This is a genomic window from Vibrio sp. FE10 (assembly GCF_030297155.1).
Taxonomy (GTDB): domain Bacteria; phylum Pseudomonadota; class Gammaproteobacteria; order Enterobacterales; family Vibrionaceae; genus Vibrio; species Vibrio apostichopi.
Window position 1 is genome coordinate 1,705,115 of sequence record NZ_AP028068.1, and the last position, 13,544, is coordinate 1,718,658.

The window sequence follows — 13,544 nt, forward strand, 5'->3', positions numbered from 1 at the left end:
CCTTCTTCTTATAGTAAATGACTACAATTATGAATCTTTTAAAAACTAGCCTAGCACTTGCGATCAGTTTGGTTGCAACGTCTTCGATGGCAAACAGCTTGGATCAAGCTCAATCAATTCAAAACAAGACCAATAACGCGTCGGCTTCGAGCCAAAAGGTTATTGATAAAAGCTCACAAGCGACTTTAATGCTGCAAGCTGAGATTGAGCGTCTGCAAGAAGAAGTTAAAAACCTAGAAATCTATCATGACCATCTTGCCGCATTAGTAGATAGCCAAGATAAAGAGTCTGAAAGCTACCTAGCGCAAATCGACGAAATTAAACTGACACGTCAAGGCGTTGTGCCTTTGATGTACAAGATGATCGACGGCCTTCAAGCAACCATTGAAAACGATCTTCCGTTCAAAAGACAGAGTCGCCTGAATCGCGTAGAAAAGTTAAGAGCGACGATGACGCGCGCTGATGTCAGTGACGCTGAAAAATATCGCCGAATTCTAGAGGCGTATCAAATTGAAGTGGATTACGGTATCAAGCTCAGTTCTTACGCTAGCCGTGTTGAGATAAGTAATGACAAAGTACTTGAAGTTGATGTTTTACACCTTGGACGTATTTCACTGGTCGCACGTAACTTAAACGGCACTCAATATTGGTCTTGGGACCAAAATAGTTCGCAATGGCAAGAACTTGATTCTTCGATGAAATCTGAGCTTGATAAAGCCTTCGATATTGCTAACAAGCAAGCGTCACCTAGTTTGATTACTTTACCTGTTTCTTTAACTGTTGCGGAGGTTAAGTAATGAACTTAAAGCCATTAGCAGCATTGCTTTGTATTACTTCAATTTCATTTTCTGCTTTCTCAGCTTCTGATACGACTGCTCAGTTAGTTAATAAAGCAAAATCAGAAAATCGTACTCAAGCTTCCCACAATGTTGTCCGTGAAGCAGATTTCAAAAAGACAGAACAAGAACTCAAAGCGATCAAAGCACAGCTTGAAGCGAAACGTACATCTGTTCAAAACGCGACAGACGTTCTTACTCAAACCTTTAGTGATAACGAAAATAAACTGGCTCGTTTAGAAGAAAAACTACGCTTAGAGACAGGCAGCTTAGGTGAGTTGTTTGGTGTTGTTAGACAAAATGCGAAAGATCTCGATCATGAATTATCTGACACTGTCACTAATGTCGATCGAGCTGCTTACACTGAAACTGTTTATGACATTGTAGATGCTAAATCATTGCCATCGATGCCACAATTAACAGGCCTTTGGCTAAGCATGATGGAGCAAATCCAAGCGAGCTCAGAGATAAGCAAATCGACCGTTTCTCTTATTAATGATGAGGGAATCACTGAAAGTGCTGAAGTTTATCGCCTAGGTTCTATTGGTTTGGTTGCAGAACCAGGTTACGTATGGTGGGACTCCAAGCACCAAGATGCGATTGTTTACTTGAAGCAACCATCAAATGGCCCAACGATGGCATCGCTTTCTTCACTTGTGGATGGCGAAGTATCTAATGTCGTCGTCGATCCCTCACGTGGATTCATGCTAGAACAATTGGCTTTGGAACCAAGTTTAACTGATCGCCTTCAAGCTGGTGGTGTTGTTGGTAAAGTGATTCTTGGTTTACTGGCTATTGGCTTAATCATCGCATTGGTTCGTGGTATTTCTCTCGCTATCGCTCGTCAAAAAATTCGCGCACAACTTAAGAATCCTGAGCAAGCAGGCGACAACCCTCTAGGCCGTGTTCTTGCAGTTTACAGAAAAGAGCAAAACCAAACGGTTGAAGCACTAGAGCTACGACTTTTAGAAGCGGTTGTTGATGAACAGACTCACTTAGAGAAAGGTTTATCGATGCTCAAACTGCTAGCAGCACTTGCACCAATGCTTGGCTTGTTGGGCACAGTAACCGGCATGATCGAAACATTCCAAGTGATCACACAGTTTGGTAATGGCGACCCTAAAGTCATGGCGGGTGGTATTTCAATGGCGCTTGTAACAACCGTACTTGGCCTGGTTGCTGCAATGCCACTGCTATTAGCACACAACATCCTTAGCACTCAGTCAGAGAACATTCGCAATATTCTTGAGAAGCAGGGCATTGGCCTTGTTGCTGAGCAGGCAGAAAAGACAGTTGAATCAAAAGCTGTTGTTTCACCAGTTGGGACTGCTGCGTAATGGATATTTTGTCGGGTTCTCTATTACCAGCGAGTTGGTTAACGAGTGACTGGCTGCTGTCTTTATCAAGCTTTATGGAGCAGGGCGGTTTCGTCCTGTGGTGGCTAGCGGCTGTTGTCCTAGTGTATTGGGTGCTTGTGGTAGAGCGCGTGCTTTATCTTGCATTCTACTTTCCAAAACAACGCCAAGCTTGGATTACAAAGTGGCATGAAAGAGAAGATCACTCTTCTTGGCATGCTAAAGCCATTCGTGAAGGTTGGTTGGGGCAAGCGAGTATCTTACTTAACCAAAACTTGAATTTTATTAAGCTGTTAGTCGCAATATGTCCGATGTTGGGCTTGTTAGGTACCGTTACCGGTATGATCTCTGTTTTTGATGTCATGGCGACTCAAGGAAGCAGTGACCCCAAATTGATGGCTTCAGGTATCTCGTTAGCAACACTGCCTACAATGGCAGGTATGGTTGCTGCTTTAGCGGGCATGTTTGTTCATGCACGCTTAGCGAAAGTGTGTAACCGTTTAGAATTAAAATTAGAAAAATCTTTAAGGAGTCAACGATGAGACTCGGTCGACGTCATTCTAAAAACGAAGAGGCTCAAATAGACCTTACTTCGATGCTTGATATCGTATTTATCATGCTTATTTTCTTTATTGTGACCAGTTCATTTGTTCGTGAATCAGGGGTGGAGGTGAATCGCCCACAAGCGTCTAACGTAGTAAGCCAAAAAGATGCGGGCATCTTTGTTGCGATTACTTCTGCGAATGACATCTTCATCGATAAACGTGTTGTTGATGTTGAACGTGTTCAAGCGACGTTAGAGCATTTATTGCTAGAACAACCTGATGCTTCTTTGGTCATTCAAGCGGATGAACACGCTTACAACGGAACCGTTGTTAAAGTGATGGACGCCGCTAAAGGGGCGGGTGTTAAAAACATTGCGCTTGCTGCTGAAAAGCGATGATCTTGGAGGATCTTCATAAATGATTCGCCTATTTCTTGCTTTACCATTAGCGGGTGCATTGGGTTTAGCGCTGTTTTCTTTCATGGCTTGGATGGTTGATAATGGCCACCAGCGTTCACCAGACAACAGTGAGACGTTAAGTTTCAACATGGTAATGGTTGAAGCTGAACAAGAAGTCCAGAGAAGACAACGCGCAGTTCCTGAACAGCCAGAAATGCCAGAGCCGCCACCAGAAGCGCAAACGTCTCAGTCACAAGCTGAAGTCACGCCTCTGAACTCGATGTCTTCACTGCCTTCATTGGATTTGAATACTTCGGTTGATGGCCTAGCGATTAACGCGCCGACATTTTCTGATTTTGGATCAAACCAACAGGCAATGCCTTTGTATCGAGTAGAACCTCGTTACCCAGCAAAAGCGCTTAAGCGTGGTGCTGAAGGGCATGTCATTATGTCTTTTACCATCGATGAAACGGGACGCCCAATTGATATTCAAGTCACTGACGCGAACCCACGTCGTATGTTTGAACGTGAAGCGATAAGAGCACTTAAAAAATGGAAATATCAACCGAAAGTCGTGGATGGAAAAGCGATAGCTCAGGTTGGTCAAACCGTGAAACTAGAGTTTAAGTTGGCAAAATGATGAAACAGATATGGATATTAGTGGGCTTGTTGTTAATGCCCCTTACAACACAAGCAAAAGAGCTAACTCAATATACTGCTATTCGTGTTCAAAAGGCGCATAAGCTTGCTCAAGATGAACAGGTTAAACAGGCGATTGACGTACTTGCAGGCTTGGAGCTTTCGAAAGGCTACGATAAAGCGTACGTAGCGCGTATGCTTGGCGTGTTTTACTGGCAAGATGGTAAAACCGACACGGCAATTAAGCAGCTTACTTATGCGGTCGACAGTAATTTACTGGTGGATGAGCAAGCTTGGATAACCAAGCGCATGCTTGCTGATCTATTACTAAACGATCAGCAGTTTGCAGAAGCGCTTCCGCACTATTATGAGTTAGTAAAATCTGCGCCAGAGACAGAAAAGAAAGACACGCTTTGGATGCGAATTGCACAAGCTGAATACCAAATTGAAAACTGGTCGAAAGTACTAGTAGCCATTGGTAATCATGACAAGTTCAATTCAAAACCAGAGTTGTCTCCTCTATCGCTAAAACTGGGTGCACAACTACAGTTAAAGCAGTGGAAGCAATCTATTCCAACACTGGAAAGCCTTATCGAACTTCAACCAGAAAAAGACAACTGGTGGCGTCAACTTGTAGGTATTCAGTTAAGACTAGAACGTAACCGCGATGCATTGAACACGTTAGCGCTGGCTGATCTACAAGGTGTTGAGCTGAAAAACTCAGACCGTAGGCTGCTTGCTCAATTGTATGCGAAACGAGGTATTCCAGAGCGTGCTGCTCAAGAAATCGCAAAATTAGATGATGCGAACAGCGATGTTCAACTTCTGGCGGAGCAAGCAACTTACTGGCAGCTAGCGAAAGAGTGGGACAGTGCCATTGAAGTGTGGACGTTAGCGTCTAAAAAAGACACTCAATATCATTGGAACGTGGCTCAGTTATTGGTTCAGCAAGGTTATTACGACAGAGCGCTGGTTGTTTTAGACAAAGTGAAAGACAAAAACAAACAAGCCGACGTTGCATTGGCGAAAGTACGTTCATGGTACAAGCTAAAGAACCTTGATAACGCGCTTGCTCAAGCGAAACGTGCGAACAACATTGAACCTTCTTCTGAAGCAAAAGGTTGGATTAAATATCTGACTCAGCTACGAACAGTCAGTGATAACGGAAACGTCTAACGGCTAATAGCACAACAGAAGACAAGAGAAAGTAATATAGAGAAAAGGGTGTCATTTGATCGTTCAAATGACACCCTTTTTAATTTGTCTCGTAATTTCGTCTCGTAACTTGTTTCATAATTCAGTCGGCTAGAGTGGGTCTAGTTTTACTCGTTGGATCGATTACGGATCGCACATCATCCCACTTGGCGTAGCACTTTGAATCACACCGCTGGTGTCAGCTATCCAGTTAATGGTGCAGTCACGATAAGGGTTCTTAAAGGCATGCAAAGTATAACCATTATCTAATGGTTTCTTCGTTTCTGCCCAGGCATAGTTTCTAGATGCCCAAAAACTAACAGGGCGTGAGCGTTCGGTGAGATAGTGCTCTTGTACATCGGTTATGTCTGAACCGATATACTTCTGGATATGTTCTTCTGTGCTGGCCATCTGGCTACTGCACGCTGTTGCTAGCGCAGCAAAAGCCGAAACAACAATAATACGCATGTCAAAATCCCTTTAAGCTTGTTTGGCTCTCTTCTCGTCGGTTGTAGATCGTACTTTTTGGTAAACCGTACCTGCCGACGAATAGTCCCAATTTTCAATCGTTAAGGCCACGATTCCTACCTTAAACCAACCTCAATCAAGTATGTTGAGATTGAGATTCTTTGAGGTTTGAGCCTGTTATCAATTAGCTCAAATACAACTTATCAATCACCTCTAGTACAAGTTAGCAAGAATATGCAAACAGTTCGATTACTTCCCATGTAATGTTATGTAAATTTCCTTACGCTGCTCGGCAAACGTAAACAATGTAAATTGAATGCCAATACGAATGATTATCAACTAAATTGTCGCCATGAAATTTATAGGTATTGGTTTGTATGTCGTTAAAAAGTAGGGCGGTTCAATCATGGGCTCGTCGACTTCATGTTTATATTTCAATGGCGCTTCTGTTCGTGGTTCTTTTCTTCTCAGTGACAGGTATCACCCTTAATCGACCTGAGTTATTTGAATCAACCCAACCCAATATTCAACGGTCTACGTTAACGCTTCCTACAAGTTTATTTTCAATCCAAGACGGGCGATTAAAAGCTGATGAAACGGCCTTTGAAACGTTTCTGTTTGAAGAAGCCAACCTATCGGGCGTTCCTTCAGGTTTAGATATCTACGCAGAGATTGAAGACGGTGAGTTGCTCATCGGCGAAGTGTCTATGGACTTCAAAGGCCCTGGTTACAACGCCTCTGTGTTCGTTGACGTGGCGTCTGAAATGGTGGAAGTCGAAACCACCAATTACGGCGTTATCGCGTTGTTGAACGATCTACACAAAGGTCGTAACAGCGGTGAAGTTTGGAAATGGTTCATCGATATCACTGCGCTACTGATGATCTTCTTTGTACTTACTGGCGTGTGCTTACTGTTACCTAAGAAAAAAACGCTCAATACCTCCATCAAATGGACGGTGTTTGGGTCTGCAATCTCACTTGCTATCTATTTTGTCGCCGTGCCTTAACCCCTCGTTAGCTTGATGAATTAGGCTGATGAGTCAGTTTAGTGAATCAGCTTGAAGAACGAACTAAAGGTTAAACGGATTTAAAAGGTTGTTAAACATGAAAAAAATGAACTGGAGCAAGGCGCTTCTTGCTTTATCTCTTTTGCCAAGCCTAGGTATGGCACAAGCGATCCCTGATACGGCAAAACTTGATGTGAACTTTAAGCTTCCAAAAATCGATACCTCTATGTATGCACGTCCTTATGTGGCGGTATGGGTAGAGAACAGCGAACGAAAGTCAGTGAAAACCATTGAGCTTTGGGTCGGCAAAGATGAATGGCTTAAAGATTTACGTAGCTGGTGGAGAAAGGTTGGACGTTACGATCGTGAATTGGTTGATGCAGTGACCTCTGCAACGCGTCCTGCTGGCCAATACCGTTTTGTTTGGGATGGTAAGAGCGATGATGGCCAAACTCTAGAACAAGGCGAGTACACGGTTCATATCGAAGTGGTTCGCGAGCACGGTGGCCGTAACTACCTTCGCCAAAAAGTATCACTTACAGATTCAAACGCATCTTACGAATTAAAAGCAACGGAAGAGACAGGTGAAATTACCCTGAACTACATCGCTAAATAGTAAGTGCGAACAGTAAAACCAAGCTGAACAGAATAGACAGTGGTCATCGTAGGCTCAGATAGAGCAACACGACTAACAATTATAAATAATGGAATTTAACATGATGAAACAGACAAAAATTAAGGCACTTGCACTAGCGGGTGTGATGGCATTTGGCTTAGCTGCAACGACAACGGCACAAGCTCACCCACGTTGGATCTTGCCGTCTCACTTTACTGTGTCTAAAGAAGGTGGTGACTGGCTAACGTTTGACGTTACTGCATCTCACGGTACGTTCGTTTTCGATAAGCCAGCAGGCAGTGAAAACGCACATGTCATCATGCCAGATGGTCGCAGCGAGCGTCCTAACTTTGTGATTCGCGGTAAACGTCGTTCAATTTTTGATTTCTACTTCGAAGAAGAAGGTACGCACAAAGTTGCGATCAACAATGAGCCTTCTTACTACACGCAATACAAAGCGGGTCGTCGTGACACAGTGAAATGGATCAAAGCAAACAAAGCGGAACGTGATTCAGTTCTTCCTGAAAAGTCGCGTGACGTGGTAACACAAATCAGCTTCACTCGTGCAGAAAGCTACATCACAGTGGGCAAACCATCGGATTCAGTCTTCAAAATTGAAGGCAAGCTACTTGAAATGAAGCCAGTAACGCATCCTTCAGACATCATTGAAGGCGAACCAGTGACATTCCAATTCTTCTACAACGGTGAAATCCAGAAAGACGTAAAAGCGGAAATCACTCGTGAAGGCACACTTTACCGCAACCACCAAGAGCAGATTGATGTTGTGAGTAATGAGAACGGTGAAATTACGTTTACTCCAGACGTAGCGGGTCGTTACGTAATGAAAGCGAACTACAAAGGTGAATTGATTGACAACCCACTGGCAGACAAAGCAAGCGCTAACGTTCACCTAACGTTCGAAGCATTGCTTCAATAACCTGTGATATCGGGGCTAGATCCCTGATTCAGCAATCAAAAAACTTAAGGGCTCATTTGAGCCCTTTATCGCTCAGTTTACTTCTGAGAAATTGCACTGTGGCTAGGGTACGAACCATGACAATAAAAACAAAACTAAAATCGATAATCACTCCATGCTTGGCTTTGGGACTTGGTTTCGCTGCATTACCTGCGCAAGCACACTTTCCACTGATGAGTTGCTGGTTTGAAGGCAAAACCGTGGCGTGTGAAGCGGGTTACTCTGATGGCAGTAAAGCGATTGATTACGCGGTTGAGATGTACGATTACGAAGACAACTTGATTGCAAAAGAGATGACAGATAAGCGTTCTATCGTTGAATTCCCAAATCCTGACACTGAGTTCTACCTTGTATTCGATTCAGGCCATGAGTTTCCTGTTGAAGTTGACGTTGTTGAGATCAGCGAAAAATGATGATTCAAGGCGTACGTGCTGACACGGGCGGCAGAGAAGGTAAATGGGTAGGGCTGATCATTGTATTCATCCTGAGCTTTGCCACGGTCGCGATCCCATTTCATCAAGCAGAATCTCATGTGAAAGCGGTACTTGATCATCAAATTCTGGTAACCGATGTTGAACAAGAAAACTTGGCAATGTTGTCAGAGCTGCGTTTAGCGCATGAAGAGATTCGTGACCTGCGTATGGACTCAGACGGCGAATGGCCAAGTGTGGTGTCACTTAAGGATGAATGGGTCGCGCCATTTGTTGAAGACCAGAGTTGGAAGCGCAAAGGTTCTCATGCTTGGCTATTGGACGAGCGCGGTTACTACTTTTCTACACCAAGTGAACAAGCTACATCAAGTGAATATGCTGCACAAAGCGATCATGGCTTTGCTGATTCCTTTATTTTAAACGCGAACAGCGTTTCTCCTGAAATCTGGATTTTCTTTGGTGGGGTAGCGAAACAGCCAGCTACTTTTGACCAACACAAGCTTGAGTCTACTGGTTGGAAATTGGTGGTGAATAAGTCAGAAGTTGCTGATCAGCATGATGCTTCTTCTCATTAACTCGAGATTCTCGAAAAACAAAATGTCCAAAAATAATAAGAGATTTACTATGCGAATTATGGCTATGTTCATGTCGTTATTGGCGGTGTTAATGACACCTAATGCACTGGCAAAAGAATACAAGATCGATAGCGATAAGCTAACGATTGGTATCACGCTTCAACCTTACTACAGTTACGTAAAAGCGGTGGTGGGTGACAAAGTGAACATTCTTCCATTGGTTGATGCTGGGTTTAATCCTCATAACTACTTACCGCAACCCAATGATTTGAAGCGATTGAGCCAAATGGATGCAATCGTAGTAAACGGTATTGGTCACGATGACTTCGCACTTAAAGTGATTTCAGCCGCGCAACGTGATGACTTAGTGGTTATCGAAGCAAACAAAGAGGTGCCTTTGCTTCCTGCATTAGGCCAGTCTGTTGGTCAAGGTGCTGTGAACCCGCATACGTTTGTTGGCCTTTCGACAACGATTCAAAAGGTTTACACCATCGCGAGCGAAGTCTCTAAGCTCGACCCAGACAACGCTGCGTTTTATCGCAAGAATGCACGTAAGTACGCTAAGCAATTTCGTTTTATGAAGCGTGATGCGATGTTGTCACTTGGCGAACTCGATACGTCAGGTATGAAGGTCGCAACCACCCACAATGCGTATGGCTACATCCTCCAAGAGTTTGGCGTAGATGTCGCGGCAGTCATCGAGCCGGCACACGGTGTTGAACCAAGTGCGAGCCAACTGCAAGAGACCATCGAAAAGATCCGCGCATCGGGTATTGATGTTCTGTTCTACGAGCTCAATATGCCAAACCGTTTTGTTGACACCATTGAAGCGGAAACAGGCGTTCAGCTTTACCGTTTTTCTCACATGACGCACGGCGAATACGAAGACGATAAAGTAGAAGTTGAGATGAAGAAGAACCTAGAGACGTTGATCGAAGCCATGAAATTTGCGGCGGCGAACCAAGCTAAAAGCGGGAACGCATAATGTTAGGTCCATCAATCTCAATTAATCAACTTGGTCTGCAATACGACAACAACGTCATTCTTGATGATATCTCTCTCAAACTTAAAGCGGGTCAGTGTCATGTGATCATGGGCCCAAACGGCGGTGGTAAAACTTCATTACTACGCTCTGTACTTGGCCTTACGCCTTTCTCTGGTCAAATCAATATTCATTGGCCAGAAAAGCCAAGTATTGGTTACGTTCCTCAAAAAGCGACTTTTGAGTCGAGCTTACCTTTGACGGTAATGGACTTCGTACTACTTAATCAAACGCGAATCCCTCTGTTTTGGCGTCGTAAGTCTAAGCAATTGGATCTTGCACTCGCGCAATTGGATCGCGTTGGTATGGCGACACGTAGCGACCGCCGTATGGGACAACTGTCGGGTGGTGAACAACAACGCGTGTTGTTTGCACAAGCCTTATTGGATAACCCAAGCTTACTGGTGTTGGACGAACCGACAACAGGTATGGACGAGCAGGGCGTTCGTTATCTTGAATCTCTAATTCGTGAATGTGTTGATGAAGGCCGTACGATTCTTGCCGTTCACCATGATGTAACCGCAGTGCGTCGCCTTGAAGCGAATGTACATGTTGTGAATCGATTCTTGGTGGATAGTGGTCCACATGAACAAGTACTGCATCCAAGTAAAATTGAAAGCTTATTCCAGCATTACAGCAGTGGTGTTGCCATCGCTAAATCGAAGGAGGTTGCGTAATGGAATGGTTACGACAACTTGCCATTAGTGGCGTTGAAGCGGGTTGGTTATCAGACAGCTTCATGTATGCGTTCATGGTCAATGCACTGGTTGCTGCGTTGTTACTGGGCCCGTTACTCGGTGGCCTAGGTACTTTGGTGATTGCAAAGCGTCTGGCTTTCTTCTCTGAAGCCGTCGGCCACGCGGCTCTAACCGGTATCGCTATCGGTGTTCTGCTTGGTGAGCCACCAGAAAACCCAATTATTGGCTTGTTTAGCTTCTGTATGATCTTTGCTTTGCTTCTTCACTTTGTAAGAAACAGAACCAACGTGCCATACGATACCTTAGTCGGTGTGTTTCTAGCACTTGCATTAGCGGTTGGCGCGGCATTGCTGATGTACGTGGCACGTAAGATCAATATCCACATGCTTGAGAACGTGTTGTTTGGCTCAATTTTGACGGTAACAGACCAAGACTTAGCGATTCTCGCAGGCAGTTGCGCGATCATCATTTTACTCTTGATACCGACGTTCAACCGCATTCTTCTGACTTGTATCAGCCCTGATATTGCCAAAGTACGTGGCTATAACACCAGTTTCTACGACTACTTGTTTGTCATGATGATCACCTTAGTGACGATTGCAGCGGTGAAGATAGTGGGTGCGGTTCTGGTTGGTGCGTTATTGCTGATCCCAGGTGCTACGGCTCGATTGTTGACTAAACGCATGGGGAGCTTTGTTTTGCTGTCTGCCTTGTTGGCAACCATCGCGTGTTTGGTTGGAACAGTATTACCGATGGAGCTTAAACTGCCAGTGCCATCGGGCGCTTCAATCATCATCGTTTCTGCAACGTTTTTCCTAGCGGCAACGCTATACCGAATTGTAAGAAAGGCATAATCATGACTTCTTTAATGAATCGTATTTCAAGTTCACTAAAAGCAACGGCTCAAGTGAGTGCAGTCAGTAGCACGTTGTTAGGTGCCTCAATGGTGTCTTTCAACGTAAATGCAGAGGATATCCTTACCAGTACGCCTGTAACTTACGCGTTAGCGACAGAGCTAACCAAAGGCACCGACATTACGACCGAATACCTACCACCAAAACGCTACGGTATTGATCGTCTGCCTAACTGGTTTGGTACTAAGGGCGCAAGCAAGGTGCTTAAGTCGGGTGAAAAGGCGACCGTTGCATTAACGCTGTCATCGATCTGGCAAGCTGACCCTACCTTTGTCTACGCAAGGCAGGGCAACATCCGTTTGGTTGAGGTGGATGCCGCTCAAGCGATTACTCCACGCGCACAAGGTGTTGCAGCGTTGACGTTATCGAGTGGTGATGTGTCTAAGTACGCGTGGTTAAACCCAACTAACTTAACGCGCATGGCGGCAATTGTGGCTGATGACTTTAAGTTATTGTGGCCGGCGCAAGCAAACACGATTGATAGCAACTTACAGCGTGTAATGCTTGATGTTCGTGAACTGATTAACAAGCAACAAGCGGTATTACTGGATAACGACGTAGATTCAGTATTGTTGCTTTCAGAAAGCTTGGAAGATTTCGCTTCGGGTAGCCAACTGTTTGTTGAAGAACGTATGTTCAAAGCAGAGCTTGAATGGACAGAGCAAGATAAAGCGAAGCTTAAAACGATGTTTTCAGAAGACGATGCACTGTGGTTAGTGACAGCGAAAAAGCCGACGACTTTGATTAAGTCACTGGTGCCTAATGAGCGAATTCTGGTAGTTGACTCGGTAGACCGTTGGGGAAGAGCAGGGATTAACGCAAAAGCGCCGTTCGCACGTTGGGAAGTTGAACCTTTCAAAGGTTAATAAAATAGCCAAGTTGCTAGATTAAAACGGTAGGATCAAAAAAGCAGCCCAAGTAGAGGCTGCTTTTTTTGTTCTTGTCCGTTGGCTCTGGTAAGAGTCTTAGGCCAGAGTGCTGGGCAAGAGTACTGCGAGCTAAAACTTACTCTGCAGCTTTTGTCTCTTCAGCTTGGATACCAGCTTCTTCAGATTCAACAGTCGCTTCTACCGATCCTTCTGCTTGTTCTAGAGCGGCTTTCGCTTGCTCTTCAGCTTCCATTTTTGCGCGGTCAGCTTTAGAGATGTAGCGAGGTTTGTTGCTACCATGCAGTTTAGAATTCGCCTGTTTCTGTCTTTTCTTTAGAATTTGATTGATTTTTTTCTTACGGTTCATTGCTGCATAGCCTTGTATTTAGTTTATGCGGTGGAGGATAATCATTTTAGATCTAGAACTCAATATTTACATGGTATTCAGCAAGGAAAATATCACTATGCAGGCAGTCGAGACCGCACGTTTACGATTAAGAATGATCACACCTCAAGATGCGGCGTTTATCCAACGATTATATAGCTCAGAAGATTTCCTGCGTTATATCGGAGACAAGGAAATCAGCGACGCAGACAAGGCTGTTGAATACATCGAAAACAACATTCTCAAAATGCACCAAGAGAAGGGTGTGTGCTTATTAATGGTTGAAATTAAAGATTCCTCAACGCCAATTGGTGTCTGCGGATTAATTAAAAGAGATACCTTAGAGTCCCATGATATTGGATATGGTTTTGTCCCTGAAGTCTATGGGCAAGGTTTTGCATTGGAAGCGGCACAAGCGATAATTGAACAAGCTAAGCATAATGCTGATATCGATCATTTAGTTGCCATCACAACCTCTGATAACATTCGAAGTATCGCACTACTGACTAAGTTAGGTTTTGTGTTCGAACGAGTTGAAGAAGCGATCAATGAAAGCGTCAATCTCAACCTGTACGGTTTCTCATTAGGTAATTAAT

Annotated in this window: 18 protein-coding genes; 16 read left to right on the top strand and 2 right to left on the bottom strand. The window is 44.2% G+C overall.

The window, feature by feature from the left end; all coding sequences use genetic code 11:
• The first annotated feature begins 29 nt into the window (after window positions 1-29).
• Genes QUF19_RS24415 through QUF19_RS24440 form a run of 6 tightly spaced genes read left to right on the top strand, consistent with a single transcriptional unit; the run spans window position 30 to window position 4,949 of the window.
• On the top strand, window positions 30-797 hold the full coding sequence (locus QUF19_RS24415) for a DUF3450 domain-containing protein (protein WP_286300523.1): 768 nt from the start codon (window positions 30-32) through the stop codon (window positions 795-797).
• On the top strand, window positions 797-2,173 hold the full coding sequence (locus QUF19_RS24420) for a MotA/TolQ/ExbB proton channel family protein (RefSeq protein WP_286300524.1): 1,377 nt from the start codon (window positions 797-799) through the stop codon (window positions 2,171-2,173). Before QUF19_RS24415 ends, QUF19_RS24420 begins: the two co-directional genes overlap by 1 nt.
• The gene (locus QUF19_RS24425) at window positions 2,173-2,733 is read left to right on the top strand and encodes a MotA/TolQ/ExbB proton channel family protein (protein WP_004731144.1); all 561 of its coding nucleotides are present in this window, start codon (window positions 2,173-2,175) and stop codon (window positions 2,731-2,733) included. The genes QUF19_RS24420 and QUF19_RS24425 overlap by 1 nt, the downstream gene beginning before the upstream one ends.
• Window positions 2,730-3,134 carry an ExbD/TolR family protein gene (locus tag QUF19_RS24430; protein ID WP_004731145.1) on the top strand — a complete coding sequence of 135 codons (405 nt, stop codon included), beginning with the start codon at window positions 2,730-2,732 and terminating at the stop codon, window positions 3,132-3,134. The genes QUF19_RS24425 and QUF19_RS24430 overlap by 4 nt, the downstream gene beginning before the upstream one ends.
• Before the next feature lie 19 nt (window positions 3,135-3,153).
• Complete coding sequence (locus QUF19_RS24435; protein ID WP_286300560.1) at window positions 3,154-3,774, top strand: energy transducer TonB; 621 nt, start codon at window positions 3,154-3,156, stop codon at window positions 3,772-3,774.
• Window positions 3,771-4,949 (top strand): tetratricopeptide repeat protein, encoded by a 1,179-nt coding sequence (locus tag QUF19_RS24440; protein WP_286300561.1) that lies wholly within the window; start codon window positions 3,771-3,773, stop codon window positions 4,947-4,949. Before QUF19_RS24435 ends, QUF19_RS24440 begins: the two co-directional genes overlap by 4 nt.
• A gap of 162 nt (window positions 4,950-5,111) precedes the next feature.
• On the opposite strand, the gene QUF19_RS24445 is transcribed toward QUF19_RS24440, so the two are convergent.
• On the bottom strand, window positions 5,112-5,435 hold the full coding sequence (locus tag QUF19_RS24445) for a hypothetical protein (RefSeq protein ID WP_286300563.1): 324 nt from the start codon (window positions 5,433-5,435) through the stop codon (window positions 5,112-5,114).
• Window positions 5,436-5,812: 377 nt separating this feature from the next.
• Here QUF19_RS24445 and QUF19_RS24450 point away from each other — a divergent pair, with 377 nt between their 5' ends.
• The 9 genes from QUF19_RS24450 (at window position 5,813) to QUF19_RS24490 (ending at window position 12,560) form a co-directional block, all read left to right on the top strand.
• Complete coding sequence (locus QUF19_RS24450; protein WP_102548534.1) at window positions 5,813-6,442, top strand: PepSY-associated TM helix domain-containing protein; 630 nt, start codon at window positions 5,813-5,815, stop codon at window positions 6,440-6,442.
• 97 nt (window positions 6,443-6,539) lie between these two features.
• Window positions 6,540-7,058 (top strand): DUF2271 domain-containing protein, encoded by a 519-nt coding sequence (locus QUF19_RS24455; RefSeq protein WP_061025159.1) that lies wholly within the window; start codon window positions 6,540-6,542, stop codon window positions 7,056-7,058.
• 100 nt (window positions 7,059-7,158) lie between these two features.
• Window positions 7,159-7,995, top strand: coding sequence for a DUF4198 domain-containing protein (locus tag QUF19_RS24460; RefSeq protein WP_114635301.1), 837 nt, complete (start codon window positions 7,159-7,161; stop codon window positions 7,993-7,995).
• 116 nt (window positions 7,996-8,111) lie between these two features.
• Window positions 8,112-8,447 carry a hypothetical protein gene (locus QUF19_RS24465; RefSeq protein ID WP_017079279.1) on the top strand — a complete coding sequence of 112 codons (336 nt, stop codon included), beginning with the start codon at window positions 8,112-8,114 and terminating at the stop codon, window positions 8,445-8,447.
• Window positions 8,444-9,040, top strand: a complete 597-nt coding sequence (locus QUF19_RS24470; protein ID WP_286300574.1) for a DUF6162 family protein — start codon at window positions 8,444-8,446, stop codon at window positions 9,038-9,040. The genes QUF19_RS24465 and QUF19_RS24470 overlap by 4 nt, the downstream gene beginning before the upstream one ends.
• A 49-nt stretch (window positions 9,041-9,089) precedes the next feature.
• Window positions 9,090-10,025: a metal ABC transporter solute-binding protein, Zn/Mn family gene (locus QUF19_RS24475; protein ID WP_286300576.1), complete on the top strand. Its 936-nt coding sequence runs from the start codon at window positions 9,090-9,092 to the stop codon at window positions 10,023-10,025.
• Window positions 10,025-10,759, top strand: coding sequence for a metal ABC transporter ATP-binding protein (locus QUF19_RS24480; RefSeq protein ID WP_286300578.1), 735 nt, complete (start codon window positions 10,025-10,027; stop codon window positions 10,757-10,759). Before QUF19_RS24475 ends, QUF19_RS24480 begins: the two co-directional genes overlap by 1 nt.
• Window positions 10,759-11,634, top strand: coding sequence for a metal ABC transporter permease (locus QUF19_RS24485; protein ID WP_065113037.1), 876 nt, complete (start codon window positions 10,759-10,761; stop codon window positions 11,632-11,634). The genes QUF19_RS24480 and QUF19_RS24485 overlap by 1 nt, the downstream gene beginning before the upstream one ends.
• Before the next feature lie 2 nt (window positions 11,635-11,636).
• Window positions 11,637-12,560 carry an ABC transporter substrate-binding protein gene (locus QUF19_RS24490; protein ID WP_286300582.1) on the top strand — a complete coding sequence of 308 codons (924 nt, stop codon included), beginning with the start codon at window positions 11,637-11,639 and terminating at the stop codon, window positions 12,558-12,560.
• Window positions 12,561-12,699: 139 nt separating this feature from the next.
• Here the strand turns inward: QUF19_RS24490 and QUF19_RS24495 are convergent, their stop codons facing one another.
• Entirely contained in the window at window positions 12,700-12,930 is a 231-nt protein-coding gene (locus QUF19_RS24495) for a DUF2986 domain-containing protein (RefSeq protein ID WP_102435186.1), read from the bottom strand.
• Window positions 12,931-13,027: 97 nt separating this feature from the next.
• Between QUF19_RS24495 and QUF19_RS24500 the strand changes: the two genes are divergently transcribed.
• The gene (locus QUF19_RS24500; protein ID WP_286300586.1) at window positions 13,028-13,543 is read left to right on the top strand and encodes a GNAT family N-acetyltransferase; all 516 of its coding nucleotides are present in this window, start codon (window positions 13,028-13,030) and stop codon (window positions 13,541-13,543) included.
• Window position 13,544 lies beyond the last annotated feature (1 nt).

Coding starts and splice junctions, on each gene's coding strand:
- QUF19_RS24435 (WP_286300560.1), top strand. CDS start 3,154: ATGATTCGCCTATTTCTTGCTTTACCATTAGCGGGTGCATTGGGTTTA.
- QUF19_RS24495 (WP_102435186.1), bottom strand. CDS start 12,930: ATGAACCGTAAGAAAAAAATCAATCAAATTCTAAAGAAAAGACAGAAA.
- QUF19_RS24415 (WP_286300523.1), top strand. CDS start 30: ATGAATCTTTTAAAAACTAGCCTAGCACTTGCGATCAGTTTGGTTGCA.
- QUF19_RS24420 (WP_286300524.1), top strand. CDS start 797: ATGAACTTAAAGCCATTAGCAGCATTGCTTTGTATTACTTCAATTTCA.
- QUF19_RS24445 (WP_286300563.1), bottom strand. CDS start 5,435: ATGCGTATTATTGTTGTTTCGGCTTTTGCTGCGCTAGCAACAGCGTGC.
- QUF19_RS24480 (WP_286300578.1), top strand. CDS start 10,025: ATGTTAGGTCCATCAATCTCAATTAATCAACTTGGTCTGCAATACGAC.
- QUF19_RS24500 (WP_286300586.1), top strand. CDS start 13,028: ATGCAGGCAGTCGAGACCGCACGTTTACGATTAAGAATGATCACACCT.
- QUF19_RS24490 (WP_286300582.1), top strand. CDS start 11,637: ATGACTTCTTTAATGAATCGTATTTCAAGTTCACTAAAAGCAACGGCT.
- QUF19_RS24470 (WP_286300574.1), top strand. CDS start 8,444: ATGATGATTCAAGGCGTACGTGCTGACACGGGCGGCAGAGAAGGTAAA.
- QUF19_RS24425 (WP_004731144.1), top strand. CDS start 2,173: ATGGATATTTTGTCGGGTTCTCTATTACCAGCGAGTTGGTTAACGAGT.
- QUF19_RS24430 (WP_004731145.1), top strand. CDS start 2,730: ATGAGACTCGGTCGACGTCATTCTAAAAACGAAGAGGCTCAAATAGAC.
- QUF19_RS24450 (WP_102548534.1), top strand. CDS start 5,813: ATGTCGTTAAAAAGTAGGGCGGTTCAATCATGGGCTCGTCGACTTCAT.
- QUF19_RS24465 (WP_017079279.1), top strand. CDS start 8,112: ATGACAATAAAAACAAAACTAAAATCGATAATCACTCCATGCTTGGCT.
- QUF19_RS24440 (WP_286300561.1), top strand. CDS start 3,771: ATGATGAAACAGATATGGATATTAGTGGGCTTGTTGTTAATGCCCCTT.
- QUF19_RS24460 (WP_114635301.1), top strand. CDS start 7,159: ATGATGAAACAGACAAAAATTAAGGCACTTGCACTAGCGGGTGTGATG.
- QUF19_RS24475 (WP_286300576.1), top strand. CDS start 9,090: ATGCGAATTATGGCTATGTTCATGTCGTTATTGGCGGTGTTAATGACA.
- QUF19_RS24455 (WP_061025159.1), top strand. CDS start 6,540: ATGAAAAAAATGAACTGGAGCAAGGCGCTTCTTGCTTTATCTCTTTTG.
- QUF19_RS24485 (WP_065113037.1), top strand. CDS start 10,759: ATGGAATGGTTACGACAACTTGCCATTAGTGGCGTTGAAGCGGGTTGG.